Below are 25,121 nucleotides of genomic sequence, written 5' to 3' on the forward strand. Positions count from 1 at the left end.
TCTGCCATTTTTTCGAGTATGGCATTCTAACCAAGGGTTTTGTGAGCGGCCAATCACAATTACATCGCTATTGCGCCATAAATATAAGATATGGGCATCTGTGGGTGCACTGTCGAGTAAATAAGTTTCAAAGGCGAGGTTTAAATGTGGGTTGTGTGATGCGGCTTGATAAATAAATAATTTCATCACTCATCCTTTAGGGCTGGCAGATTTAATAGTATATTTGGGTTTGGGCATTGCTCTAGGTAATAAGCGAGTTCTTGTTTGCTGCAAATCCCTGGATAATTTCCTGGGCAGTCATCTGTTATTTCATGAATAACTTGAAAGTGAAGGTGAGAAGGCCAACCGCCATTTTCATTCTCAGAGCCGATAGTCGCAAATAACTGTCCTTTTTTGATAACGGAGCCGGTGCGCAGTGACTTTAAGCTTTGGCGACTTAGATGACCGTATAGTGTATAAAAAATGTGGTTGTCTAAAACATGTTGCAGAATAATCGTAGGGCCATAATCACCTGGTTGGTTGTTATCGGCAAAGCTGTGCACTGTAGCTTCAAATGGTGTGAAGACTGAGGTGTACTCAGGGACTCCTAAATCAATGCCTAAGTGAATATTTCGATAGTTTTTTTCGTCTTGTTGGTAGTCATCATAGATAACACGTTGCTCGGCATAACGACCGATTTCGAGTTCATAGTCTTGAAAGCGCTTTAAGTTGGGCTGCAGAGGTTGGCTACAGTCAATAATAATAGCACGGCCAAATTGTTGGTCTTCGGGCAGAATAGGCCCAAATTGATCACGGTGTTTGATTAATAATTGTTTTAAACTCATGCTGTTTTTTCTTGGGTTTTATTATCATTTTTTAGGAGTAATAATAAAGCGAAAATGATCACGATAACCGCTAGCCAATTGGCTAAATTAAGGTCTATATTGGCGATGATACCACTTAAAGAGCCACTGACCGTCCAGCTGATTCCCATTAAGCCACCGGCAAGTGCAAGCCCCCAGCCTTGGTGATGCTTGCTTAAAGCATTGGATAAGGTGGCAATATAGCAAGGATAGGCCATTGCTATGCTAGCTGAAAGCGGAATAATCATTATTTTATAGAGCCAAAGCGCATGGGTTAGGCTGATAATGATCATGGAGAGAGCAAAGAGAGTTAAGCATAAGCTTAGGCATTGTTTAATCGTTATAATACGGATGATCAGTGGATAAAGCACCAATAGTGAGAAAATCATACTGATGCCGATTGTAAGCATGATGTGTTGATAGACAGTAGAGCTTAATGATAAGTGCCAAATGCTAATGACGGTATAACCGATATTTTGATAATAAAAACTCCAGGCGAGTTGGCATAAAAAGACCAGGGCAAGCATGGTGATTGCCAGGGAGGAGCATTGCTTAAATGATGCGAAAAAGGTTGTTTTTTCTTGTTGGGGATGGGTTGTTATTGATGTTGATATCAATGGATTTGAGTTTGAAGCTTTATGGGGAAAAGTCAGGTAGACGAGAATGATATTGATAAGGGTAAAAAGTGCGCTACACCAAAAAGTTGCATCGAAGCTAATTTTTATTAGGTAGCTGCCAAGGGCAGGGCCAAATGACATCGCTGCGGTCATGCTGGAGGCCGAAAGACCCATTAAATAGGCTTTTGCACGGCCTGTGCTAATGTCTGTTAGTGCAGCTTGAGCAATAGGTTGGCTGGCAGAGGCCGCACTGTTAATTGCATTACTAATAAATAGTAATGTGATGCTACCCATAAAGATCGCTGTAATCGGCAGTAAGAAGCTGATGAGGGCCAAAGATAAGCAGAATAATAAGACTTGCTTGCGGCCCAGGCGGTCAGATAGGTGGCCGATAATAGGTGCGATACATAAGGTTAACAAAGGCGCAAAGGCGCTGACCAGGCTAAATATAATGCGTCGAGCTGGCATATCCAAATGCTGGGGCAAGATGCTATGTAAAGGGTTTAGTATTAGCTCTGCATAGACGGGCATGACGATAAAGTAGCCTAAAGAGCCCAAAAAGATCACGGAATATAAGGTAAGCAATCTTAATAAATTATCTTTAAAAACAAAATGCTCTATGGCTGAACCGTTCATCATTATCGCCTAAGTCTCTTCGTGCTCAATTAAAGCAAGTGTTACACTCGGAGAGTATTTTACAAGAGAGGTCGTGCTAATGAAAGATATTCTTTAACTGTCTGTTTTTATTTATATATATTTTAAATATACTTTCTTTGGGTTGTGGTTGTGCTTCTATTGAGTGAAAGTGGTTCGGTGTGAGAGGCTCATTTGTGATGTAGATTGTGTGGCTTGCTAGATTATATTTTTGCTTTGTTTTTAATGATGATTTAGAAAGTGGTTATTTAAAGTAAAATGATCTACATCTATAAAAGAACAAGGAGAATAAGTTATGTTCACCAGACAGAAAAAATCACTAGCAAAGTTCGCAGCAGAGTCTGCTGGAAATTCAGAGGCTGTAGAGTCCTTTCATCGTGAGCCATTGTGCGAGTTAGTCTTTTCGGTGTGTGATCGAGAAGTGGGTAAATGTATCGATTTGCTTTATGATGCAAGCCATAATATTCATAATTCTAAAAAATATTCGCCGGTTGAGTTTAGAAATTATATTTATGAAGAGTTCTTAATGAGGCTAGAAAGTCCTACTGAAGATGCACAAAAAGAGATTGCACGCGAAGTTTTTATGAACTATTTAGAAACCCAACTAAAGTTTGATATGGATATTGCAAGAAAAGTGATACCGATGCCTGAATGATTGACAGCCCCATTCAATTAGACCAACAGTTTTCCTTGGTAATGACATACTACGCTGTCCCTCTGTATTGGGTGGTTTGGCATTTTTCCATCGAGATTCTTATGGCTTGAGAGGTGGTTATTTATTTGTCTATAATCGGGGACGGCTCAAGCTAGCATTTGTTAGGCTTACGTTAAATTAATCTATACTGCATTACGCTAATACTCTCAAATAGGCTCAAAACTAAGCTTAAGTAAAGCCAGACTGAACTTATTGGTTAAGCTATGAAAGGGTGATATAGTAGCACTCGATTTTTAGTGGTAAGGTGAGATGATGCTTGGTAGGAAAGCCCAGTTTTACTTAGTGATCTCTATTGCAACGTTTTTGTCAATGATCTTTCTTGATAAAACGGGTTTGAGTGTTGTGATCTCAGAGTTAAGCCGATCATTGCACTTAACAACTTCTGAGTTGCAGTGGGTGGTTAATATTTACACCTTAACCTTATCAATGCTATTGCTGATTTGCGGCTATTTATCGGAGCGCTTAGGTGTTAGAAGGCAATACTTATATGGCGTTATTATCTTTTTATTAGCTTCTTTATTAATTGCCGTTTGCTCATCGGCGTGGTTGATTATTGTGGGTAGGGTGATACAGGGGATTGGAGGAAGTTTAGCTTTCGCGACTTATCTTATTTTAATTTCTCGTTATATTCCTCAAGACGAACGCGGTAAAGTATTGGGTCTGTGTGTTGGTTGTGGTTCGGTTTTTCTTGGTATCGGGCCTTTGATTGGGGGAAGTTTTAACTCAGTTAGTGAGTTGGCGGCTGCTTTTTTTGATTAATATACCACTCTCTTTAATCTGTATTTTTTCACTCATTAAAGCATTGCCTCAAAAAGAAGCACCTCATTCTTTAGATGCGTCACCCCAATTTGATTTTAGTGGTGCCATCTTATTTGCTCTTAGCATGGGGCTTGTTGTTTTTGCACTGATGGAAGTACCGCAATTAGGCTGGCAAAACCCAGTTTTTTATATCAGTATAGCGCTAACTGTAATCTTGATGAGTTTATTTATAGTCATTGAGAAGAAAGTGGCTTCACCTGTTTTAGCAATTGCACTGCTGAAGCGTAAAACATTTTTATGCTCTAATTTAATTTGCTTTTTGGCACAAGGGTGTGCGCTGGGAATGGTATTCTGGGTACTATGGATGCAGTATTCCCTTGGTTTTTCACCCATTCATGCCGCTTTATACTTATTACCTGCAGCAATGCCTTATTGCGTGACCTCTCGAATCAGTGGCAGTTTGGTCGATAAATATGGATTACACTTACCGGTGAGGTTGGGGGCTATATTATTTTTAATCGGTAATGCGTGGATTTTATATGGAGTTATAGAAAAGTCACATTCAAACCTTGTTGGGGGAATGCTTTTATTTGGTTGTGGCTGGGGGCTGATTGTACCAGGGGGAGTCTTAGGGGCAATGGGATCTTTAAGCCGGCGTGAGCACGGTCAAGGCTCGGGTATTTTAAATACGATGAGGCAGTTAGGAGGCGCTGTTGGCTTTGCAATGATGGGCATGGTTGTCAACAGTATTGACTTAAGTCGCATTCATCACTATATCAGCTCGGTGTCTGATTGGTCGCATTTAAGTAGTAATTCGATTAATCACCTACTTTTGGCCGGTTATAACCATAGTTTAAAAATTGAACCTATAAAAAATATTGAATTATTATTGAGCTACTTAAGAGCTTCTTATGATCAGGCTTTTATCGGCGGTATGCTGGTATCGATTACATTTGCTGTCATTATTTTAATTTCTTCACTGTTTATCGATAATCGGGTTGAAGTTGCCTGTGATCGCTAAATTACGGGAAATATCCGTATTTTAGTTGTCTGTTTTCAGACTGCATTTAATTGATATGGTTTAATTATTTAAAAAGGAAAATTGAGTATGGCATCAACATCAGGAATGCGTTCGGATTATAACCAAAACTCTAAAATTCAACGCGATGACAATAGGAAGTATCTTGAGGTATTGCTAGGTGCACTGACAGGCGCTGGGTTTAAGGATAGAAATAAGAATGAGTTTTTGCATTTAGTCGATTATGGCTGCAGTACAGGTGCTAACTCAATTGCTAATATAAAGGCGATTATCCACCATTTAAATAAAAGCTTTAACGTTACGAAATTTGAAGTTATGCATAATGATTTGCCAAGCAATGACTTTAATGAGGTAAGTAAGGCACTCTACAATGATAAAGAAAGTTATCTTCGTTTACCAGAGATCATTGCATTACCAAAGTTGGTGCCGAATAGATTTTTTTGGCCAAGCAGTGATGGATTCTTCGATTGATATTGCGATAAGCTCTGCCGCGGTACACTGGCTCACAGCGAAGCCGGAAGTGCCTTATGGCGATGGCTTATTCTTATCACAACTTGATGCGAACCTTAAAAAGATACTCTTAAAGAAAGCAGCCGATGATTGGGAAATATTTATCTCGGCACGAAGTAAGGAGCTTAAAGTAGGTGGGTTATTATTTGTAACTGGCCTCGCTAGTGAAATCGATGACCAGGGCAAGCTTAGCGTCTCTGCCGCTGATTTATTTACTGTGATGCGTCGTGTGCTAAAAGGGATGATTGCAGAGAAAATATTGAGCCAGCATGTCTATGATGACTATATTTTTCCAGTGGTTCCTCGAACATTAGATGAGTATCTAGCGCCTGTGTGCTCCGAGGTTTGGCAGGTTAAAGTAGCAAAAATAGCGTCAGGTACAAATGCATTTTATGCCGCTTATCAGCAGCATGGTAACGCGCAGACCTATGCAAAAGATTACATTAACTTTGTTCGCAGCTTTAGTGAATCAGCAATGATTGCTGGATTATTTTCTCCAGGTGCGATATCAATGGATGCCAAGGCCTGTAGTGAGGTGATTTTTTGAGCGTTTAGTGCAAGCGATTGTTAAAAATCCGGAGGAAGGTGTTTTTAAGCATTCGGTTGTTAATCTGCTGCTACAACGCCTTTAATGCTAGATTTTTGATAAATAAATATATTTTTAGGAGTTTAGGAATAGATACCTGTTTTATGACTTCATTACTACTGATATTATTAAAGTTTAGGGCTATAAGATCAATAATTAATCGCTGTTTTTAAATGAATGCTCTGTTTTATATATTGCAATAACCATTATTATTATGATAAATAAAACCATTTGATAATAATTATCATTTGTTGTATGATTTGGTCGTTTTACATGATTTTAATGTTGGATTTGATAACTAATGATAAAAAAACGACTATGTCAGCTTTTGCTGCCACTGTGCATCACTGTTGCGACGGCTGCATATGCAGGTGAGCCGACGCTCTATTATGACCAGGCTAATAAAGTTTGTCAGATGCTTGATAAGAGCGTCAAACTTTACCAGGAAAAAAAGATAAAAGAAGCTTATAACATATCCGAAAGCGCTTATTGGGATGTCTATGATTCCATTATGGAGATCAAGTACCGTCCTTATGTTTCTCCGGCTGAGATTTTTAGAATCGAAGATGATTTTCATAATTTATCATTACTGATTACGCCACCACCAACTCCCCAGAAAATAGCAAAACTTCGCACCGCTGTGAAAAATATGTGTGATGAAGTTCAAAAAGAAGCGAAGTATTTAACCCAGCATGCTTAGGCCCTAGATAAGGTGTATGATTTTTATGATTTTCAATGGCAATTTTTATGCGGCATTTTCATCTTCATTCTGGATTATTCCGCGAGAAGGTACAGAAGCACTCCTTGTGATTATTATGCTATGTTCGGCATTTATGCAATCAGGTCGAGAAGATAAATTGCCTGTTGTTTATAAAAATTGCATCGCTGCACTGATTGCTGGCTTAGTGTTAGCAGCTGGTTGTATTTGGTTTCATTCGCTATTTACTGGTCAAGGTCGTGAATTAAGTGAGGCCTTTGCAAGCTTAATTGCGATGGCAATGCTGCTTTATGTTAACTTTGAGACGTTTAAACCGAACAATGCATTGCATCAAATGAGTGTGGCGGCATTAGGATTTATGGCGTTTATTAGTGTATTTCGTGAACTTGCTGAAACGATTTTATTTTATTACAGCCTTTTTCAGGGGGATACTGCGCAGCAAGCAGGAACATTCGCGGGGTTAATCGCAGGAGTGGTTTTATTAGCGGCGATATTCTGGCTCCATAAAACATCGTCAACACGCTGGAAAATAGTCAATCGGTTTATCTTTAACATTACCCCCTTGTTGATCTTTATTTTGGCAGTGATGTGTATTGGTAATGCAGTTAATGCTTTTCAAGAAAGTCGTTTGCTTGGCTTTACTCCAGTGAACTGGATGTTTAATAGCAACTTAATTCATGCTCAAGCGAGTGAAGAATATGGTATTGCTCTGATTATTTTCCTCGCCTCAACGGGATTGCTATTTATTAAGCAGTTTTATAGCAGCTTGTCTTTATTGCTTTCTTATTTGGCTAAAAAACTATTGAGTCAAACGCAATCAGCCGCTTCTGCCTGAATGTAAATATACCATTATCATGATAGAGTCTGATGCAAATTATTATAATATCCAGTTTGACAAAATTAATAACAAACATAATGAAGAGGGCCAAGCAATAGGCGAGTTTAATCATCAGACTCGCTTACTAAAAGTGGAACGTTTTTTTCATGATCATAAAAGTAAGATTAAATATCTCCAGCTTATAATGCTGGTGTTATTTCTTGTCTTAACAATCGTTCCTCTTTTTACTACGCGACCGAGCGCAAGTGATACGATTTTTTCCTAATTGGATATTGCTAAGTCAATTTTTGTTTTGGGGCTTATGGTATGGTGTTTGCCTGTTCTCTGTGATTCCTTTTGGCAGGCTTTGGTGTGGTATATTGTGCCCTTTGGGCGCATTATCGCAATGGGCTGGAAAATTTGGTTTTAAGCGTGCGATTCCAAAATGGATGAAGTGGAATGGTTGGCTTATTATCATGTTTATTATCGTCACCATATTAGGCCAAACACTTGATGTCAGAGATGACCCTGCGGGGTTAGCAAAGCTATTTCTTTATATTTTTGCTTTGGCGATTATTATCGGCTTCATTTATGGTAAAAATAAGAGTCGTCCTTGGTGTCGTTATTTTTGTCCAATTGGTAAAATTTTAGGTGTGGTTTCAAGGTTGGGCATGCTTGATTTTAGAGCGAATAAAGCTATTCCTAAACTACCAAAAGATAAAAGTTATTATGTTGAAGGGCGCTTATGTCCGACAGATTATAATCTACGTTACAAAACAGATACTAGTAACTGTATTAGCTGTGGTCAATGTGCTTATGGTAAAGAAAAAGCCGGGCTAGGTTTATATAAAAGAAAAGCGGGTACAGAAGTTAATAATATATTAAATTCTCAGCCAAATTGGTCAGAAATTGTTTTTATCTTATTCAGTCCAGGTCTTGCGGCAGGTGGTTTTCTATGGTTGATTTTAAATCAGTATGAGCAATATCGCCAGATGATCGGCACATGGTTTATTAATCATAACAGCTTTTGGATTTTCAACCCGGCGGTTTCATGGTTGGGCTCGCAAACCTGGAACCAGCACTTTAGTTGGCTAGATGTGAGTTTTGTCACTGTTTACATGCTGGCTTATTCTTTAATCATTGGCCTGGCTTCAATTTTGATTATTAGCTTAGCGACTTGGGTTATTCAGCCCCACCACAGTCAACGAGAAATTTATACATTTAAAAATACATTCATAGCACTTGTTTACCAAAATATACCGACTGCTACTTTATCGATTGTGATTGGTCTGTGCGGTAAGTTTTTCGAGGTCATGCATCATGATTTTGGGATGTCGTTGGATATTGCCATGTGGATTAAGTTGTTGATGCTGTTAGCAAGCATGTTGTGGACATTGCAATTAACGTGGCAGACCGTAAGGAGGGTGAATAAGAACACACTGAAAAGAACAATATCAATGGGTATTGTATTAATCAATATCGGCATGATGCTGTATCTGTGGTGGCCGGCTATTTTAGGGCATGCGCCAATGTCAGAAGTTGAACAAATAAGACAACACATTATTACTCCCGGTTAATTTTTCGAGGTATTACAATGAAAAAAATCTGTAAGTCTAAGCTGGCTATGGTGGGTTTGGGGTGTTTACCCATGTTGCCTGCATTTGCAGGGGATCATCCCATTGCTAAGCCTAAAATTTATCAAAACAAGGTGGAAGCGGCAATTGTTTGGATCGAACCTGTAACGATGTCACCAATGCCAACGATGGATGAAAATGCGAAACCTGATATCCATAATGAAGTCGATATGCATCAGATTAAAGGCAGTACGATGGGTTTTGGTGCAGGCGGTTGGATTCCAGATGCAAATGTTGCTTGCACGATCAGTAAGCAAAATTCAGATTGGCGCATTGTCTTTTCAATGATGAAGATGGTCGCGAATGATGGACCGCACTATGGTCGCAATGTCCAGCTGGATGGTGCAGGTAAATACGATGAAATTTGCCATATTGATCCGCCTGATTGGAATGGCTTTATGCGTCATACCGATAAAGAATCAGGCGTTGGCGCATTTTTCCAGCCTTTTGGCGTTAAAGGATCATTTACTTATATTGGTTCTGGTAAGGCCGGTGGCTATTAATACTAGGTGAACCTATTTAGCAATAGTCGAGACTCAAGGATGAGTTGACTTTTACAGTGCACAGCCTTCAGTGGTCTTTATCCACGCTGTTAAATTTTTTTTGCGCTATTTTTTCGGTCCAATAATTTCTATCTTTATGACTTATAATGAGTTTATGTGAGGTATAAAGCAATGAGCGGGATAAGCTAAAGTTAAAAAATTAGCTCAAGCCTTGAATTTAAGAAGTTGATGAAAATAGTGTGAAATTTGCAGTAGACTTAACCGCTTAAGCTCAAAAATTAAAAACTATAATTTATAGTTAGCACTCATTGATTTTTGGGTAAAATAACCTATGAATCGTTGCTATATATTTGTACTAACACTGATTTTTAGCATACCTGTTTTAGCAGAGCGCTCTAACTCATACCGGATGACAATTCTTAATCAATTAGCTGAGAGTATTCACTTTGATGTCACACAGACCAAGTGCATACGCTATATCGCACCTACAAGCCTAGAACTTAAAAAGAACAAATTCTCTGAGGTTCATTGGGTAACAAGTAAAATTGATTGCCTCAGGCGTTTTTCTGTCGTTAAGTTAGCAGTGAAGCGCAAAGATATGCTGAACAGTTACCTAATGTTAGACGCTAAGCTTTATGGTAGTGCCCAGATTGAGGTTATTTCTAGCGGAATTAAAGTCAAGTGTAACTCTCCACAGTACAATGAGGTAGACAAACTGTATGCTTTTCAATGTGTTTTAGGTAATAAGCCAAGCAAACTTAAGGAGTCGACACAGTTTGTTGACGAGATTAAAACTATTCCAGCTACTTAATTTCTCTCACTAAAAACACACTGGTCCTATCAAAGAACTCAATTGATGAATACATTTTTAGAGTAGATATTACGTGCTGTGCTCGAACCCTGGTTCTGTGATAGCCTTTTCTTTTGGCGATTCGGCCTTGCTGATCCTCATTAAAACTCCAAAGGCGGGATTGTCGAAATAGTGAATTTTATTGAGCTTTAGGCTGCGATATTCATTAATGTCATATTCAACAAGTTGGTCTTGAGCGCTAAGCATGCGGAATGCAAAATTCAGGTGAGTGTTGAAAGTGCGTTGCTTTTTGATGTGCAAACTGCCCTCCAATTGCCAAAGAGGTCCTTTTAATACGATGACTTCTTTTTTAGCAACGGCAATTGGAGTTAGGTTATCACCTGTTTCTATGGTGAGAGGTTGTTTTTGAAAATTATCCTGTAGCCATGCTGATCGAAAAAGAATGTGATAGCGAGAAGGGTGTTTGGCAATTCGCAGAGAAGCCTGTTTGAAAGATTCACTGGCAGGTAAGAGGGACCAGTGTGGATTTGTGGTTGTCAGGTGATCATTAAGATGGATCGCTTGCTTGGGTAAGGTGAGGGGGACAACGTGCTGGCCTTGTTCATCAATGTTGCCTTTATGCTCGAGAATGAGCAATTCGACCTTATACCAGTTATTTTTTGAGCTGTTAGGCGGTGATGTTGCGTGGCTAAAAGTCCAGAAGATCATCAGTAGACTGGCAATAATGGCAGAAAATCTTCCTTGATTTCTCATCGTGATCTCCATGTATGAATCATGAAATTACGCAACTAATTTTTTGAGCAAATCTTCAACAGTGCTTAAGCGTTTTTTATACTCTGTCATATTTACCTTAAATTTTAGTCGCTCTGCGCCTTCTAAGCGATAAATATGTGCTTGCTTTTGTATAAGCGAGATAAGCTCTGCGGTATTAATGTTAGGTTCTTTATCAAAAATAATACTACCTTGGGCTGCATTAGCTTCAATCTTTCGAATACCGAGGGCTTGGGCTTGTAATTTTAAGCGAGTGACAGCAAAGAGAGTGTTGCACTGCTTTGGCAGTAAACCAAAGCGGTCAATCATCTCAACTTGTAAGTTATCCAAGGCGTTATTATTCTCGGCACTAGCAATGCGTTTATACAGTGTTAAACGCATATGCACATCAGGCATATAATCATCAGGGATTAATGCTGGAACATGGAGGTTAATTTCTGTTTGCTCATTAAGTTTATCGTCTAGGCTCAAGGTTTTTCCTTGTTTCATGGCTTTTACTGCACGATCGAGAATATCCATATAGAGACTGTAGCCGACCGATTGAATATGTCCGCTTTGACCTTCGCCTAAGATTTCACCAGCACCGCGAATTTCCAAATCATGGGTGGCCAAAATAAATCCAGCTCCTAAGGTATCTGCTGCGGCAAGCGCTTCTAAGCGTTTTTTTGCATCGCTAGTCATGGATTTTGGATGAGGGGTGAGCAAATAGGCATAGGCTTGATGGTGAGAGCGACCCACACGGCCCCGCAATTGGTGTAATTGAGCAAGACCTAAGTGATCAGCCCGATCAATAATAATGGTATTTGCCGATGGGATATCAATGCCTGTTTCAATAATGGTCGTGCAAACTAAGACATTAAAACGGTGATGATAAAAATCACTCATGGTCTTTTCAAGTTCGCGCTCACGCATTTGCCCGTGTGCTGTATTCACATTGGCCTCAGGAACTAATTCTGCAATTTCTGTGGCGATTCGCTCGATACTTTCGACTTTATTGTGCAAGACATACACTTGGCCACCACGGAGAATTTCCCGCAAAATCGCTTCACGAATTAAGCTATCTTGGCGCTCACGTATAAAGGTCTTGATGGCAAGACGCTTGGCGGGGGGCGTGGCAATAATCGACATATCTCGAATTCCAGCCATTGACATATTTAAAGTTCGTGGAATCGGTGTTGCAGTGAGGGCAAGAATATCAACATTGTTGCGTATTTGTTTTAAGCGTTCTTTTTGGCGGACACCAAAGCGATGCTCTTCATCAATAATAAGTAAACCCAAATTATTAAATTTTATGCCCTCGCTCAGTAATTTATGAGTGCCGATAATGATATCCAGTTGGCCGCCTTCAATTTGTTTAATAATACCTTGGGCTTTAGATGACTGAAAACGCGATAGTATACCGACTTTAATTGGCCAATTGGCAAAGCGATCGCTAAAGCTTTGATGGTGTTGCTGGGCAAGGAGCGTTGTGGGGACAAGAATCGCTACTTGTTTGCCACTATTTGCTGCTTGAAATGCTGCGCGCATGGCGACTTCTGTTTTACCAAAGCCAACATCGCCACAGACCAAGCGATCCATTGGTCGTTTGTTTTGCATATCGGCATTAACGCTGATGATTGCCTTTTGCTGATCTTCGGTTTCTTCAAAGGCAAATTCATTGGCAAATTGCTGGTATTCATCATCAGGCGCGGGAAAGCTAAAGCCACTTTGGGCTTCACGTTTAGCATAGAGCTCGAGGAGTTCTGCCGCGGTATCACGGGCTTTTTCTATGGCTTTGCGGCGTGCTTTGCTCCATTGCTCGGTGCCTAAGCGATTTAAAGCAGGAGCAGATTCAGCCGCGCCGGTATAGCGGTTAATTAAATGCAAGGAAGTGACCGGGACATACAGTTTAGATTCGCCGGCATATTCTAGGGTTAAATATTCAGCCGGCTGCCCATCGGCTTCAATTGTTTGTAAACCTAAGTAACGGCCGATGCCATGCTCGATATGCACAACGGCATCGCCAATGTTAAGCTCTGTCAGGTTTTTAATAATCGTATCTGGATCGATGACGCGGCGTGCTTTTTGACTTTGTGGAGTGGTATGCTGACCAAATAAGGCACTTTCAGTAATAATACTAATGCCAAGCTCAGCTAGACTGACGCTTTCAGTGAGTGGGTGCACGGTAATAGCAAAATTATTTTTAGTATCATTGTTATTCTTATTGTCATAAAAATCTTGCCAAGATATAACTAGGCTGGGTTTGAGCTGATGTTGTTTTAGTTGCTCAAGTAAAATTTCCTGGCGACCGGCGCTATCTACACAGAGTAAAATTCGATAGGTATCATTATTTTGATTAGGGTTTAAGTTGAGAGTGCTTTCTTGAATAAAACTTTTAAAGTTTGTGAATGGGTATTGTAGTGAGGCATTGGCTTCGATATTAGGGAGTGCATTGGTGACTACATTATAACGTCCGGCTGATTCTTGTATCGATTCGTTTTGTACATGTAAGCGCGGGAAATTTTTGAGTTGGCTAAAGAAAGTATTATCGTCTAGGCAAATTTCATTTGGTTTTAACAAGGGGTATTCGATATCATGGCCATATTGATCAAAACGGCTGGAGAGTTCTTGCCAATATTGACCGATGGCCTTTTGTAAATTGCCACTGGTAATAATTAATGTATTATCCGGCAAATAATGAAATAAGGTTTCACTTTCTTTAAAAAACAGCGGCAGGTAATACTCGATACCCGCAGGGACATAGCCTTGGCTAAGATCTTGATAAGGTAGGTGGCGATTTAAATCACCGCTGAAACGCTCACGCCATTGATTGCGAAATAAGCGTTTGGCTTCATCATCAACCGAGTGCTCATAGGCTGGGAGCAATTGAATATGACTGACTTTATCGATGGAGCGCTGAGTCTCACTGTCAAAGGTGCGGATACTGTCGACTTCATCATCAAAAAAGTCGATACGAAAAGGAGTGTCTGCCCCCATAGGAAAAATATCAAGCAGTGAGCCGCGTGAGGCATATTCACCATGCTCGAAGACTTGCTCAACATGACGATAACCCGCTTGAGTCAGCGCAAGGCGAAAGTTCTCAAGAGACATCGCATCGCCGGCCTTCATCATTAATGTTGATTTTAGTAACGCATCGACAGGAGCAATATAGTGCAAAACAGCGTTGATCGATGTGATGCAATGTGTTTGGGTCTGATATTTTAAATCATAAAGTGTTTTAATTCGCTGTGAGCGAATCTCCTCTGACGCTGAGAAGCGATCATAGGGTAAGGTTTCCCAGTCAGGAAAATGTTGTAGCTTGGGTTGACCTTGATCATTTTCATCCTGAAAGAAGGGAATTTCACGTGCTAAACGATCTGCCATTAAGGTATCTTCGGCAATGATTAATGCTGGGCCATTATGTTGTTGTAAGGCTTCTGCGATTAATAATGCTGTGGCTGCACCTTCTGCATTACCGTATGTTTTCACAAGCCCTTTTTTTTGTGGTAAAGAGGAGATGATTTGCTTCATGTTCAATATTTCAGCCTTATCGTTATAAAAAAATTAACTGCCTTTCACCGGTGGGAGATAGACATGAATATCATCAACCCAGGGTGAAATTGTGCGTTTTAATTGTGGTAAGGTGGCTTGAGGTTGTTTGGGGTATTGTAACCCTAAACGACCAATGCGTGCGAGTAGACGATAAAATTGATAAGCACTGATTGGCTTTTGCTGAGGTGTGAACTCAAGTTTAATCATTTGTCGACCGGTGATTAAGCTTAGCAGCGCTTGGCGGTAGCGAGTGATATTTTTTTCTGGAAGTAGTGACTCAATGAGCTCTTTACCTTGAGTAAGGCGTGCTTTTTGGTCAGCCGTTAAATGGGTTGATGTTTTTTCCAAGGGAGGAAAACTGACGGTTGCATTGATCAGCTTGCCATGATTGTTGCTTAATGTGGGGGGGCGGCCATAACTGAATGGGGGCGGTGTTTGGTAAGTCTGACGAACGCGTGTTCTTAGTACTTCTTTGCCGTCTTTGCGGAAAATCAGTTGATTGGTTTCTCTATTTTTATATAAATTAAATTGACCGATAAAATCGCTGTTATTAATACTGCGACCGATATAATGGGGTAAGGATTGTTGTAGTGTTGTAGGGACAATAAAGTTTGGAATACGGACCTTAACTGAATACTGCTCAAGCTGGCTTTTTGTTGCGCTATGCAAAAAGTCACTTGCTAATGAGCCAAGGTTGCTTGGTTGATGGGGTAATTTGAAGTTAAAGTGATTTAAGCGCTCTTGAGCACGATAATAGTTTGCGCCTTCTAGTGTGATTTGATTGACGATTTCAACTTGTTTGGCCTTTGCATCATAACTAAAGCGCCCATAAAAATAAGGTGATTTACCGTTGAGATAATGGGCAAGGTGGCGGAAAAAGCCATATTGCAATAAAGCCGCCGGGAGATTTTTGTCGTGAAATTTTTGACTGAAATGCACATCTTCAAAGGCGAACTTTAAATAGCCAAGCTGTTGTGTTTGAGTTATATCCGCTGAAATTAATGAAAGTTGACCGATAATGAGCGGGTTATCCGGCTGGTCTTTAAAAACGATAACAATATTTTTAACGGCGACTGTTTTGTTGTATAAGGTGAGCGGGCTGGCGGTGAGTTTTGCATAATTAATGCTTAAAATAGCCGGGGTATTCAACTTAATATTTTTAATTAATTGCTTTGCTTTTTGATCGGCAATATGCTCCACGTAGCTCGTTGTGAAGATATAGCCAAGCACAGCTAAGATGATAATACTAAAAATGGCTTTACGTTTGATCGTGGGCATTACAGGTCCTTTCGGCTTGCGTTTGGTCTAATGGGTTCGATATGTTTAATCTTAGTCACGAAAACGGCGGTTTAAATCTTCATAGGCGTCAATACGGCGATCACGCAAAAAAGGCCAGATACGACGAACCGATTCACTGCGTTTCAGGTCGATGGTGGCCGTGAGTATCTCTTCTTGGTCAGTAGAAGCTTGAGCTAAAATTTCTCCCTGCGGGCCGGCAATAAAACTATTGCCCCAAAACTGTATCCCTGAAGCTTGGCGATCTGCAGAGGCTTCAAAACCTGTGCGATTAGTGACTAATACCGGCAGACCATTCGCCACCGCATGGCCTTTTTGGACTTGAGTCCAAGCGTTCAGTTGACGTTCTTGCTCAGCTTTATCATCTTCTGGATCCCAGCCAATGGCGGTTGGATAAAGCAATAAATCCGCACCGGCGAGTGCCATTAAGCGGGCGGCTTCTGGATACCATTGATCCCAGCAGACCAGTACGCCTAGCTTACCCAAGCTCGTTTGAATAGGGTTAAAGCCTAAATCGCCCGGGGTAAAGTAAAATTTCTCGTAAAAGCCAGGATCATCAGGGATATGCATTTTACGATAGCGACCTGCTAAGCTGCCATCACTCTCTAACACAACTGCGGTATTATGGTAAAGCCCAGTGGCACGCTTTTCAAATAAGGAGGCGACGATGACAATATTCAGCTCTTTAGCAAGTTCCCCTAAAGCCTTCGTACTTGGGCCCGGAATAGTTTCAGCCAGATCAAAGCAATTCACATCTTCAGTTTGGCAAAAATAGAGCGAATTGTGTAACTCTTGCAAGAGCACCAATTGAGCACCATTATTTGCGGCTTGACGAATATGTTTGAAGCAATCCGCAATGTTTTGTTTAACATCTGCTGATTTTTGTTGCTGAATCAGCGCGACTTGAATTGATTGAGTGGTCATGAAGGTATCCTTGAAACGTATAGTTATATCTCTAATGATGAGGGTGATAGTGGGGTCGCCGCAATCTGCATGGTGAGGCAATGCAAGCTGCCGCCTTGTTCGATAAAAGGGCGACTATCGATGGGGATAATTTTTCGATTTTTAAAGCAAGTTTGTAATGTATTTAAAGCGACTTTATCTTCTGGGACTCGATAAGTCGGCACGAGTACGGCATCGTTAATAATTAAAAAATTTGGCATAACTGCTCGCTAAGCGCTCATTGCTTTCATCATCACGATAGCAATGAGGTAGGGGGAGGGGAACAAGCCGATAAGGCTGACCTTGGCAGTTTTTAAATGCTTTTAGTTCTTGCTCCATTTTAGCCAGTTCATCAAAGTGCTGTCGGTCATTTTTATCGGTGCACTGAACATAGCAAATCGTATGCGGGTCACAAAAGCGGGCGAGAGTATCGATATGGGCGTCGGTATCATCACCGACAAGCTCGCCATGATCTAGCCATAAGATCCGTTGAAAGCCGAGTGTGGTTTTAAGTTCAGCCTCTATTGCTCGTTTTGATAGCTTGGGGTTACGATTTGGGTTCAGCAGGCAACGGCGAGTAGTTAATAGAGTGCCGTGCCCATCAGTTTCGACACTGCCACCTTCAAGAATAAGTGGATGATCAGTGATTCGGTGAGGGTTAAAGGCATTTTGTCTAGCAAGGTTGGTATTTACTTGATTATCCAGATCACTAGCGAACTTATTACCCCAAGCATTAAAGTTAAAGCTGATTAACTGAATTTGATTTTGGTGTATATCTCGTGTTGATAAGGGACCATAGTCACGGCACCAAGTATCATTGCTCGGGATGGTATAGAACTGAACCTGGTTAAGATTAATGTTAAACGCTGTAAGTTTGTTAGTAATTTCAGCTTGATGGTCAGGGTTATAACAAGTAATGATGAGGGGTTGGTGGTCAGTGATGGCTTTGGCTAAGGCAAGAAAACTAGGCTCGACCTCTCTCATTGTGTCTGCCCAGTCACTGTGAATATGTGGCCACGTGATCATCACCGCTTGTTGTGGCGCCCACTCTGGAATTAACTGGTATTGCATGTGTTCTCCCCATCTTGAGGCCAAAATTATAGCGAGGCTTTATTCTCCTGTATATATCGGGTTATTATGCTCTTTGTTTTAATTATTTGAAGAGTCGCTTGAATTGATGCAATTACCGATACGGCTAGGCTTACGTTATACCCGAGCAAAGCGTAAGAATCACTTTATTTCCTTTATTTCCCTAGTGTCTACGATAGGCATTGCACTGGGGGTGGCTGTACTGATTACCGTGCTCTCGGTGATGAATGGCTTTGATCAACAGATTAAGACGCGGATATTGAGCATGGTTCCTCATGTGACAGTGTCAAGTTATGATGGCGGTTTAAGTCAATGGTCGATGTGGCGAGAGCGCTTCATTAAGCTCAATCATGTGACTGGTGTGGCACCGGTGATTAATGGCCAGGGGATGCTGAGTGCCAATGGCTCAAATGTCTTTGCCTTAGTGCAAGGAATCGACCCGAAATTAGAAAAAACCGTATTGCCAATTGCCAGCAAAATGGTTTCAGGAAAGTTGAGTGATTTAAAAGCTGGAAGCTATGGCATTGTTTTAGGTCAGAATATGGCTGCGAACTTAGGCGTCAGTATTGGCAGCAAATTACTGGTCGTGGTACCGAGTGCCAGCTTATCGCCAGTGGGTTTCTTGCCGCGGTTAAAGCAGGTGACCGTTGTGGGCATTTTCCATGTTGGCTATCAATTTGATAGTTCTTATGCCTTGATGAATATTAAAGATGCTGCACGTGTTTTTAATATGCCGGGTAAAGTTTCAGGGTTGCAGTTGCGTTTGGATAATTTATATCTAGCACCTCAGGTGGTGAATGCCTTACAGCATAATTTACCGCCAAGCATGAATGCGATGGACTGGACAGCGCAAAACCCGAATTTATTTCAAGCATTGAAAATGGAAAAGACGATGATGATTTTTTATCTTACTGCTGATCATTGCTGTTGCCGTGTTTAATATGTTGTCTACTTTGGTTATGCTAGTGACCGATAAGCAGGCGGATATTGCTATTTTAAGAACGATGGGAATGTCATCTGGAGGGATTATTAATACCTTCATTGTCCAAGGCATGATTACAGGCGGCATGGGCATTGTACTGGGTGTGATCGGTGGTGTTGCTTTGGCTTTTAATGTGACAGAAATTGTCAACTTTATTCAGAATTTATTTCATGTGCAGTTTTTAAGTTCGAGTGTCTATTATATTGATTTTGTCCCTTCAGACGTGCAATGGCCAGATGTGATTCACATTACAGTTGCGGCATTGGTGATGAGTTTTATTGCGACCTTGTATCCTGCTTGGCGAGCCAGTCGTATTCAGCCTGCGGAGGTATTACGCTATGAGTAATAAAGGGAAAAATAGCCTAGATAATCACCAGGATATTGTCTTAAGTTGTAAGGCGCTAGGGCGGAGCTTTCATGATGGTAATCGTACAGTTGATGTTTTAAAAGAGGTGAGCTTGGAGGTAAAAGCGGCAGAATCTTTGGCCATTATGGGCAGTTCAGGTTCGGGTAAAACGACTTTATTGTATTTATTAGGTGGCTTGGATCAGCCTAGTAAAGGTGAAGTCTGTGTGAAAGGTCAGCCTTTACAATCTTTGAGTCGTCGAAAAATTGAGGCTTGGCGTAATCAGCATTTAGGTTTTATTTACCAACTGCATCACTTGTTGCCTGAATTTAGTGCGGTTGAAAATGTGATGATGCCATTGTGGATACAGAAAAAAACAACAAAAGTCGCTAAGGCTCAGGCCTTAGAATTATTAGATCAGGTGGGTTTGAGCCATCGCGCCAGTCATCGGCCGGGTGAGCTTTCAGGAGGAGAGCGCCAGCGTGTGGCGATTGCTCGGGCTTTAGTGACTAAACCCGTGTGTGTATTAGCGGATGAGCCGACTGGCAACTTGGACCAGGAGACCGCCGGGCAGGTGATGGAGGTAATGCAAAGCTTGAATCGTGAGCTTAACACGAGCTTTATTGTAGTGACTCATGATACTGAGGTCGCCGCTAAAATGGATAGAACATTAATGCTGCATCGAGGTGAAGTTCAAAGCCAAAGGGTTTAATGCTGTGTCGTTATTACGCAGTGATTGAGCTTGCTTGATTAAAGTTAACTGAAGTATTAAAAAATATAATTTAAATTTTTATAGGTAGGGTTTTTGAAAACCCTATTTTATTTTTAATTTAATCTCGCTATTTTACTTGCTTTTTATAAATAATATTTAATTTGATTTTTATGGGGGTTTTATGAATAGCGCCTATGAGTCAAAGGATTGGCTGGTACTTTAAAAACAGAGCGATTATACTGGCCCTTTTATAATAATGAAAACAATGATGTCATGACATTGCGCGGTCGCTTTTGGGTACTTTTTAGCTTATTGTCTTGTGTGGCGATTGCCGTTGCTGCGCGACTGATTTATTTACAATCGATAGATCGACCCTTTTTAGAGCGGGCATGGCAGACACAGAGCACGCGCTTTATTAATGTTGATGCGTATCGAGGCATGATTTTAGATCGAGATGGTGTGCCGTTAGCGGTGAGTAGTCTTGTTGACTCTATTGTCCTTGATCCTGTGACCTTACTGAAACAGCCAAAATCAGTGGCTAAAATTGCGGCGCTTGCACCGGGTGAAGTTAATGAGCGTGAATTATGGCAGATACTGCGTTCCCACAAGCATTTGCGTTATTGGTTTTGGCAGCGTGACCTGCCGCCCTTTATGGTTAAAAAAATTAGCCTCTGCGAAAATTACTGGTGTTTATATTGTGCCGTCTTTTAAACGCTTTTACCCACAAGGTGCGAGCGTTGCACAGATCGTTGGCTTTACCGGGTTTTCAGGCCAGGGCCGTGATGGTATAGAGTTACAGCATAACCGAACATTAATGGATAAAGAAGGTAAAGAAAAAGTTCGGGTCAACGGTAAAGGGCAAATTATTCAAAAACTTGATCAGCTAAGAGCGCCACATAGTGGTCAAGATGTGCAATTAAGTATTGATATTCGCTTGCAAACTGAAGCTTATCAAGCCTTAAAGCAAGCTGTAGAAGAAAATAAAGCTGAATCTGGGACGGTTGTGCTCGTGAATGTGCATACGGGTGAAGTTTTAGCAATGGTCAGTGTACCAAGCTTTAATCCAAATGATTTGAGTGATCGAGTGAGTAGCGGTGTGCGTGCACGAGCCTTAACGGACGTTTTCGAACCGGGATCAACAGTGAAGCCGTTGATTATGAGTATGGCCTTAGATAGTGGTCGTTATACACCAAATACACCCATAGATACTTCTCCTGGCTGGTATTATATTCAGCATCATCGTGTGCGTGATGATGCCAACTTTGGCCAATTAACAGCGACGGGCGTGTTGAAAAAATCCAGTAATGTTGGAATTTCACGGATTGCTTTATCTTTTCCGCCTGAAAATATTTATAAGACGTATAGTGATTTTGGTTTAGGGCAGCTGACGGGAGTGAAGTTTCCAGGGCAGCGTATGGGCTATGTGCCAACGATGTCTAATGCGCCAAGCCCTTTTGTTTGGGCGACGATGACCTTTGGTTATGCAATTACAGCAACGCCTTTACAAATCGCACGCGCCTATGCAGCAATCGGCAATAACGGGATTGAGCTGCCAATGACGTTATTAAAGCGCCAAAAACCACCTATTGGTTACCGAGTTATTAAGGAAAAAACCTCTAGAGAAATACTAAATATGCTGCACACTGTGGTCGAGCCTGGGGGGAACGGGGATTTTAGCGAATGTGCCAAATTACCAAGTGGTCGGTAAAACAGGGACCGCCCATAAAGTGGGACCGAATGGCTTTTATAAAGATAAATTTGATGCGTTTTTTGCAGGGATTGCTCCCTTAAATAACCCTCAGTTTGCCGCTGTTGTTTTTATTGATAATCCTCAAAATGGCCGCTTTAGTAAATATGGTGGTGTTTCCGCAGCTCCGGTGTTCTCTAAGGTCATGGGTAAGGCGCTACAGCTTTATGGCGTAAAACCGTTTGGAGGTGAGCAGGTTGAGAAATGGAAGCATATGACACGTGCTCAATTAGAGCGCTTGGTTGCAATTGCTTAAGTTCATATAGTTAAACTCTCGATTAACTCATTGAGTCTGTTAAATATATTTTAACCTATTGATTTTGAGTTAAATTTAAAATCACTTATTTTTCATTTTGTTGTTATTTTTCTGCATTTAGTCGGTGGCTCTGGTCGATGGAGCTGTGATAGTATTAACACTCCTTGAAATTCCATTTATTTAAAGAGTGACAGATAGCATGAGCGATCAAAGTGATGATGTGATTGAATTAATTGAAAAAGTGAAGACCGCTAAATATGCGAAAAGAATGGCAGACGCTCTGCATCGTGTTACTTATGAGCAACTTAGTGAGTATAAAGAGCAGCATGGGGACTCCGGCAGTGATGTTTTTGAGGCTTTGGTTTTTACTCAGGTCGGTGCATTAAAAAATATATTAATTCAGCTCTCAAAGACCTTTGCGATGACTAAAGGCAAGTCGATTCCAGAAGAAAGTATTGATGAGCTTGAAAATGCGGTGATGAGTTTCTTTGATGAAGACCTTTGGGAGTCAGAAGCCATAAAGATTCCTGCTAGTCAATTAAATTAAAATCAAGCATAAAAATCCATACCAATCAAAGCAATAAGCTAGGGGGTACCCTCCCTTAGTTGTTATTTCTCACCTGTGCCACAGCCACCAAAAATGCATTTCCAACCGCGCACAATCACCCATAAAGTTGAAACGCCAACAAGTATATAAATAATCCTGACCAAGGCGGTGATGTCACCTAAAATCAACGTGATAAGATTAAGTTGCAATAGGCCTACAAGTCCCCAGTTTAAACCGCCAATTACAACTAAAATAATGGCAATCTTATCTAGTAGGTTCGCTTTCATATTGGCCTCCTTATAAAAGTTCCTCGTCCATTAGACACTATTTTTCTAGGGTTCTATCCACAGCGCCTTACTTAAATGGATTATTTAGTGGGTTATTACTTGAAATAAAATGTTTCCCTGTATTTTATGAAAATATTGCTAGTGCCGACTCCAATGGGGTTGAGAAGTGTTGAAGTATTACTATTGAGATTTGAAAAGCGAAGTCTTCTAATATTAATTGAATGGCCAATCTGTTAGGGTGTTGTGAGGATTACTTTGGAGGTGTTGCATAATTTTTATTATTTTCCCATATAGAGGATTAATAAAAAAAGTATAGTAAGATAGATTATTATTTTTAATAAGTATTTTTAGCCTTGTTGACCTTGAATTCTGTGTCAAAATGGCTTGAAAGTTAATTTATTGTAATTTAAGTGTTAAGAAATTATTCGACATTCTGTGTCTATGATAAAAATTATTTAAATTTTTTCTTTGTCTATATTTTTTATGGGTATAAAAATAAATATCTATGTTGACCATCTGATGGAACAGTGCTAGTTTAAGACCATGCTAATCAATAAATATAACTAGAAATTATAAAAGTGATAACTGATTAAGTTGGCCATAGATTATAGGCGTTCTTAAAAGGGGAGCGAATTCATGGAAAATAAAAAGAATAATTATGTGACCGGCCTCCTTGTCCAATTCAAAAACTCTCAACATTTTTCTATGCGTTTAAAAAGCGCTTGGTGCTGTGCTATACAGATTTTGTTGATAGGAGATAACACCCTTTCAAGGTAAGAAAAACAGTAAATTGAAAATATAGTAATATATTTCCTGGTCAAAAACTATAGGATGTTTTTACTATAGACTTTTATTTTATTTTTATATTAAATAATTAATCTTAATGGGAGTATTATTTATGGCTATTATTGACCAAATTCCAAAATCAAGAATAAAAATTCACTATGAGACTGAGGTGAATGGCAAGAAAAAAGATAAAGAATTGCCTTTTAAACTGCTTGTTATGGGGGATCTTTCTCTAGGCAGCTCTAAAGATCGCCAAGTTGATTTAGATGAGCGAGAAATCCGTGAAATTGGTGCGAATGCTTCACTAGATTCATTGATGAAAGATATGGGGATGTCATTAAAAATTGATATCGATAATAAAATCAATCCTGCTAAAAAGCCAATAATTAGTGTGGATCTACCCATTAATTCAATGAAATCATTAAAGCCAGAGTCTATTGCTAATGAAATTCCAGAGATTCAATCACTATTAATTATGAAGAGAATGGTGAAAGAGCTAGAATCATATGTCGATAATAACAAGCGGTTTCGTAGCACTATTCTTGAGCTTGTGAAAAACAAAGATGAATTAGAAAGTTTTCAAAAAAACATTGCCTGAATTAGAAAAATTTAAAGTTTAAGTAATAGGAGGAAGCTATGGAAGCAGAAGCTCAGGTGCAACAAGCAACAAATATCAATGCATTATTTAATACTTTGAATTTGAGTGAATCATCTTACAAAAATGAATCTCTTGTTGAAGGTGATAGTTTTGAAGTCATTGGTAAAAGTTATACTGATGAGGAGCGACTGGTTGCAAGTCTTTGCTTACTATTTGCAAATACTGAAAACCTAGAAAGCTTTAATAAGGGGCTCATTCAAAATATTTTAGATAAAATAGATAATTTAATTTCAGAGCAGGTTAATGAAGTTTTAGCTCATCCTAAATTTAAGACGTTAGAATCAACTTGGGTTGCTATTGATGATTTGGTCAAAGATACCAATTTTCAGGCAAATATCAAGATTGATTTATTAGATGTTACAAAAGAAGAGCTAGAAGAGGACTTTGATTGTAATAGTATTGACATCACTGGGGCTGATCTATTTAAAAAAGTGTATGTAAAAGAATATGACCAGTTTGGTGGTGAGCCTTATGGTTCAATGATTGGTTTATATGAGTTTACTCGGACACCTGAAGATATCGCTTGGTTATCTGCAATGGGCAAGGTTGCTACAGTTTCACATGCTCCTTTTGTAAGTAGTGCATCACCACAATTGTTTGATTGCAACTCAATTGAAGAACTTTCACTAATTACTGATTTAGAAGGGCTCACATCTCATCCTAAATTTGGCGCATGGAATAAGTTTAGAAAAACAGAGCAGGCAACTTATATTGGTTTAACCTTACCTCGTTATTTGTTACGAGTTCCTTATGACCCACTAACTAACCCCGCAGGGAAAGCACTAAAGACATTTAAAGAAGGTATGAATTACTTTGATGATCAGGATTATTTATGGGGAAATTCTGCCATTTTATTTGCGAAAAAACTTAACACGTGCTTTTGAATTAAATGGTTGGTGCCAGCAAATCCGCGGCCCTAAAGGTGGGGGGCTAATCGAAGGTTTAGCAACACCGACGTTTAATGTG

28 protein-coding genes and 1 pseudogene are annotated in these 25,121 nt (G+C 40.0%); 19 read left to right on the top strand and 10 right to left on the bottom strand.

What is annotated here, in order from left to right; genetic code table 11:
• The 3 genes from BGC07_RS14875 to BGC07_RS14885 all read right to left on the bottom strand — a co-directional run.
• On the bottom strand, window positions 1-186 hold a 186-nt coding region (locus tag BGC07_RS14875; protein WP_449421084.1), incomplete at its 3' end, for a lipoyl protein ligase domain-containing protein.
• Window positions 186-824, bottom strand: coding sequence for a peptidoglycan DD-metalloendopeptidase family protein (locus BGC07_RS14880; protein WP_069313732.1), 639 nt, complete (start codon window positions 822-824; stop codon window positions 186-188). The genes BGC07_RS14880 and BGC07_RS14875, both read right to left, overlap by 1 nt.
• Window positions 821-2,098, bottom strand: a complete 1,278-nt coding sequence (locus tag BGC07_RS14885; protein WP_077216935.1) for an MFS transporter — start codon at window positions 2,096-2,098, stop codon at window positions 821-823. The genes BGC07_RS14880 and BGC07_RS14885 overlap by 4 nt, the downstream gene beginning before the upstream one ends.
• 310 nt (window positions 2,099-2,408) lie before the next feature.
• On the opposite strand from BGC07_RS14885, the gene BGC07_RS14890 reads away from it, so the two are divergent.
• From BGC07_RS14890 to BGC07_RS14940, 10 genes are all read left to right on the top strand, one after another.
• Window positions 2,409-2,768 carry a hypothetical protein gene (locus BGC07_RS14890; protein WP_069313734.1) on the top strand — a complete coding sequence of 120 codons (360 nt, stop codon included), beginning with the start codon at window positions 2,409-2,411 and terminating at the stop codon, window positions 2,766-2,768.
• Between the two features lie 309 nt (window positions 2,769-3,077).
• Entirely contained in the window at window positions 3,078-3,587 is a 510-nt protein-coding gene (locus tag BGC07_RS14895) for an MFS transporter (RefSeq protein ID WP_077216936.1), read from the top strand.
• A complete protein-coding gene (locus BGC07_RS14900; RefSeq protein WP_069313736.1) occupies window positions 3,580-4,608 on the top strand; it encodes an MFS transporter in 1,029 nt (342 codons plus the stop codon). The genes BGC07_RS14895 and BGC07_RS14900 overlap by 8 nt, the downstream gene beginning before the upstream one ends.
• Before the next feature lie 87 nt (window positions 4,609-4,695).
• On the top strand, window positions 4,696-5,097 hold the full coding sequence (locus BGC07_RS23505; RefSeq protein WP_069313737.1) for a class I SAM-dependent methyltransferase: 402 nt from the start codon (window positions 4,696-4,698) through the stop codon (window positions 5,095-5,097).
• Window positions 5,081-5,683, top strand: a complete 603-nt coding sequence (locus tag BGC07_RS23510) for a class I SAM-dependent methyltransferase (protein ID WP_069313738.1) — start codon at window positions 5,081-5,083, stop codon at window positions 5,681-5,683. Before BGC07_RS23505 ends, BGC07_RS23510 begins: the two co-directional genes overlap by 17 nt.
• A gap of 340 nt (window positions 5,684-6,023) precedes the next feature.
• Window positions 6,024-6,422, top strand: a complete 399-nt coding sequence (locus tag BGC07_RS14915; RefSeq protein WP_069313739.1) for a hypothetical protein — start codon at window positions 6,024-6,026, stop codon at window positions 6,420-6,422.
• Between the two features lie 25 nt (window positions 6,423-6,447).
• The gene (locus tag BGC07_RS14920; protein ID WP_158006966.1) at window positions 6,448-7,275 is read left to right on the top strand and encodes an FTR1 family iron permease; all 828 of its coding nucleotides are present in this window, start codon (window positions 6,448-6,450) and stop codon (window positions 7,273-7,275) included.
• Between the two features lie 248 nt (window positions 7,276-7,523).
• A complete protein-coding gene (locus tag BGC07_RS14930) occupies window positions 7,524-8,834 on the top strand; it encodes a 4Fe-4S binding protein (protein WP_077216939.1) in 1,311 nt (436 codons plus the stop codon).
• 17 nt (window positions 8,835-8,851) lie between these two features.
• Window positions 8,852-9,394 (top strand): iron transporter, encoded by a 543-nt coding sequence (locus BGC07_RS14935; protein WP_069313743.1) that lies wholly within the window; start codon window positions 8,852-8,854, stop codon window positions 9,392-9,394.
• Between the two features lie 331 nt (window positions 9,395-9,725).
• Window positions 9,726-10,205: a hypothetical protein gene (locus tag BGC07_RS14940; protein ID WP_139121721.1), complete on the top strand. Its 480-nt coding sequence runs from the start codon at window positions 9,726-9,728 to the stop codon at window positions 10,203-10,205.
• A 69-nt stretch (window positions 10,206-10,274) separates the two neighbouring features.
• Here BGC07_RS14940 and BGC07_RS14945 read toward each other — a convergent pair whose 3' ends face one another.
• From BGC07_RS14945 to BGC07_RS14965, 6 genes are read right to left on the bottom strand one after another with little or no spacing between them, the layout of a single operon-like run.
• On the bottom strand, window positions 10,275-10,958 hold the full coding sequence (locus BGC07_RS14945) for a CsiV family protein (protein WP_235603295.1): 684 nt from the start codon (window positions 10,956-10,958) through the stop codon (window positions 10,275-10,277).
• Window positions 10,959-10,985: 27 nt separating this feature from the next.
• Complete coding sequence (gene mfd, locus BGC07_RS14950) at window positions 10,986-14,486, bottom strand: transcription-repair coupling factor (RefSeq protein WP_069313745.1); 3,501 nt, start codon at window positions 14,484-14,486, stop codon at window positions 10,986-10,988.
• A 33-nt stretch (window positions 14,487-14,519) separates the two neighbouring features.
• Entirely contained in the window at window positions 14,520-15,785 is a 1,266-nt protein-coding gene (locus tag BGC07_RS14955; protein WP_069313746.1) for a hypothetical protein, read from the bottom strand.
• 51 nt (window positions 15,786-15,836) lie between these two features.
• Complete coding sequence (locus BGC07_RS14960) at window positions 15,837-16,727, bottom strand: carbon-nitrogen hydrolase (protein WP_069313747.1); 891 nt, start codon at window positions 16,725-16,727, stop codon at window positions 15,837-15,839.
• Between the two features lie 23 nt (window positions 16,728-16,750).
• A complete protein-coding gene (locus BGC07_RS22700) occupies window positions 16,751-16,966 on the bottom strand; it encodes an agmatine deiminase family protein (RefSeq protein ID WP_235603297.1) in 216 nt (71 codons plus the stop codon).
• Window positions 16,944-17,816, bottom strand: coding sequence for an agmatine deiminase family protein (locus BGC07_RS14965; RefSeq protein ID WP_235603299.1), 873 nt, complete (start codon window positions 17,814-17,816; stop codon window positions 16,944-16,946). Before BGC07_RS14965 ends, BGC07_RS22700 begins: the two co-directional genes overlap by 23 nt.
• A 106-nt stretch (window positions 17,817-17,922) precedes the next feature.
• Here BGC07_RS14965 and BGC07_RS14970 point away from each other — a divergent pair.
• The 6 genes and pseudogenes from BGC07_RS14970 to BGC07_RS14985 all read left to right on the top strand — a co-directional run bounded on the left by BGC07_RS14970 (window position 17,923) and on the right by BGC07_RS14985 (window position 22,424).
• Window positions 17,923-19,162: pseudogene (locus BGC07_RS14970) on the top strand (lipoprotein-releasing ABC transporter permease subunit).
• Complete coding sequence (gene lolD / locus BGC07_RS14975; RefSeq protein ID WP_069313748.1) at window positions 19,155-19,874, top strand: lipoprotein-releasing ABC transporter ATP-binding protein LolD; 720 nt, start codon at window positions 19,155-19,157, stop codon at window positions 19,872-19,874. The pseudogene BGC07_RS14970 and the gene lolD overlap by 8 nt, the downstream one beginning before the upstream one ends.
• Before the next feature lie 207 nt (window positions 19,875-20,081).
• A complete protein-coding gene (locus BGC07_RS22705; protein ID WP_235603301.1) occupies window positions 20,082-20,585 on the top strand; it encodes a penicillin-binding protein 2 in 504 nt (167 codons plus the stop codon).
• Complete coding sequence (locus BGC07_RS14980; protein ID WP_268801683.1) at window positions 20,572-21,582, top strand: peptidoglycan D,D-transpeptidase FtsI family protein; 1,011 nt, start codon at window positions 20,572-20,574, stop codon at window positions 21,580-21,582. The genes BGC07_RS22705 and BGC07_RS14980 overlap by 14 nt, the downstream gene beginning before the upstream one ends.
• Window positions 21,557-21,877 (top strand): penicillin-binding transpeptidase domain-containing protein, encoded by a 321-nt coding sequence (locus BGC07_RS23515; protein ID WP_268801684.1) that lies wholly within the window; start codon window positions 21,557-21,559, stop codon window positions 21,875-21,877. The genes BGC07_RS14980 and BGC07_RS23515 overlap by 26 nt, the downstream gene beginning before the upstream one ends.
• Window positions 21,878-22,076: 199 nt before the next feature.
• The gene (locus tag BGC07_RS14985) at window positions 22,077-22,424 is read left to right on the top strand and encodes a hypothetical protein (protein ID WP_069313749.1); all 348 of its coding nucleotides are present in this window, start codon (window positions 22,077-22,079) and stop codon (window positions 22,422-22,424) included.
• 62 nt (window positions 22,425-22,486) lie between these two features.
• Here the strand turns inward: BGC07_RS14985 and BGC07_RS14990 are convergent, their stop codons facing one another.
• On the bottom strand, window positions 22,487-22,711 hold the full coding sequence (locus BGC07_RS14990) for a DUF378 domain-containing protein (RefSeq protein WP_069313750.1): 225 nt from the start codon (window positions 22,709-22,711) through the stop codon (window positions 22,487-22,489).
• Between the two features lie 898 nt (window positions 22,712-23,609).
• On the opposite strand from BGC07_RS14990, the gene tssB reads away from it, so the two are divergent.
• The 3 genes from tssB to BGC07_RS23520 form a co-directional block, all read left to right on the top strand.
• Window positions 23,610-24,095 (top strand): type VI secretion system contractile sheath small subunit, encoded by a 486-nt coding sequence (tssB, locus tag BGC07_RS14995; protein WP_235603304.1) that lies wholly within the window; start codon window positions 23,610-23,612, stop codon window positions 24,093-24,095.
• A 38-nt stretch (window positions 24,096-24,133) separates the two neighbouring features.
• The gene (locus BGC07_RS15000; RefSeq protein WP_069313751.1) at window positions 24,134-25,039 is read left to right on the top strand and encodes a type VI secretion system contractile sheath domain-containing protein; all 906 of its coding nucleotides are present in this window, start codon (window positions 24,134-24,136) and stop codon (window positions 25,037-25,039) included.
• The coding region (locus BGC07_RS23520) for a type VI secretion system contractile sheath domain-containing protein (RefSeq protein ID WP_268801722.1) at window positions 24,972-25,121 on the top strand (150 nt) is incomplete at its 3' end. The genes BGC07_RS15000 and BGC07_RS23520, both read left to right, overlap by 68 nt.

This window comes from Piscirickettsia litoralis (assembly GCF_001720395.1).
In the GTDB taxonomy this organism is placed as follows: Bacteria; Pseudomonadota; Gammaproteobacteria; order Piscirickettsiales; family Piscirickettsiaceae; genus Piscirickettsia; species Piscirickettsia litoralis.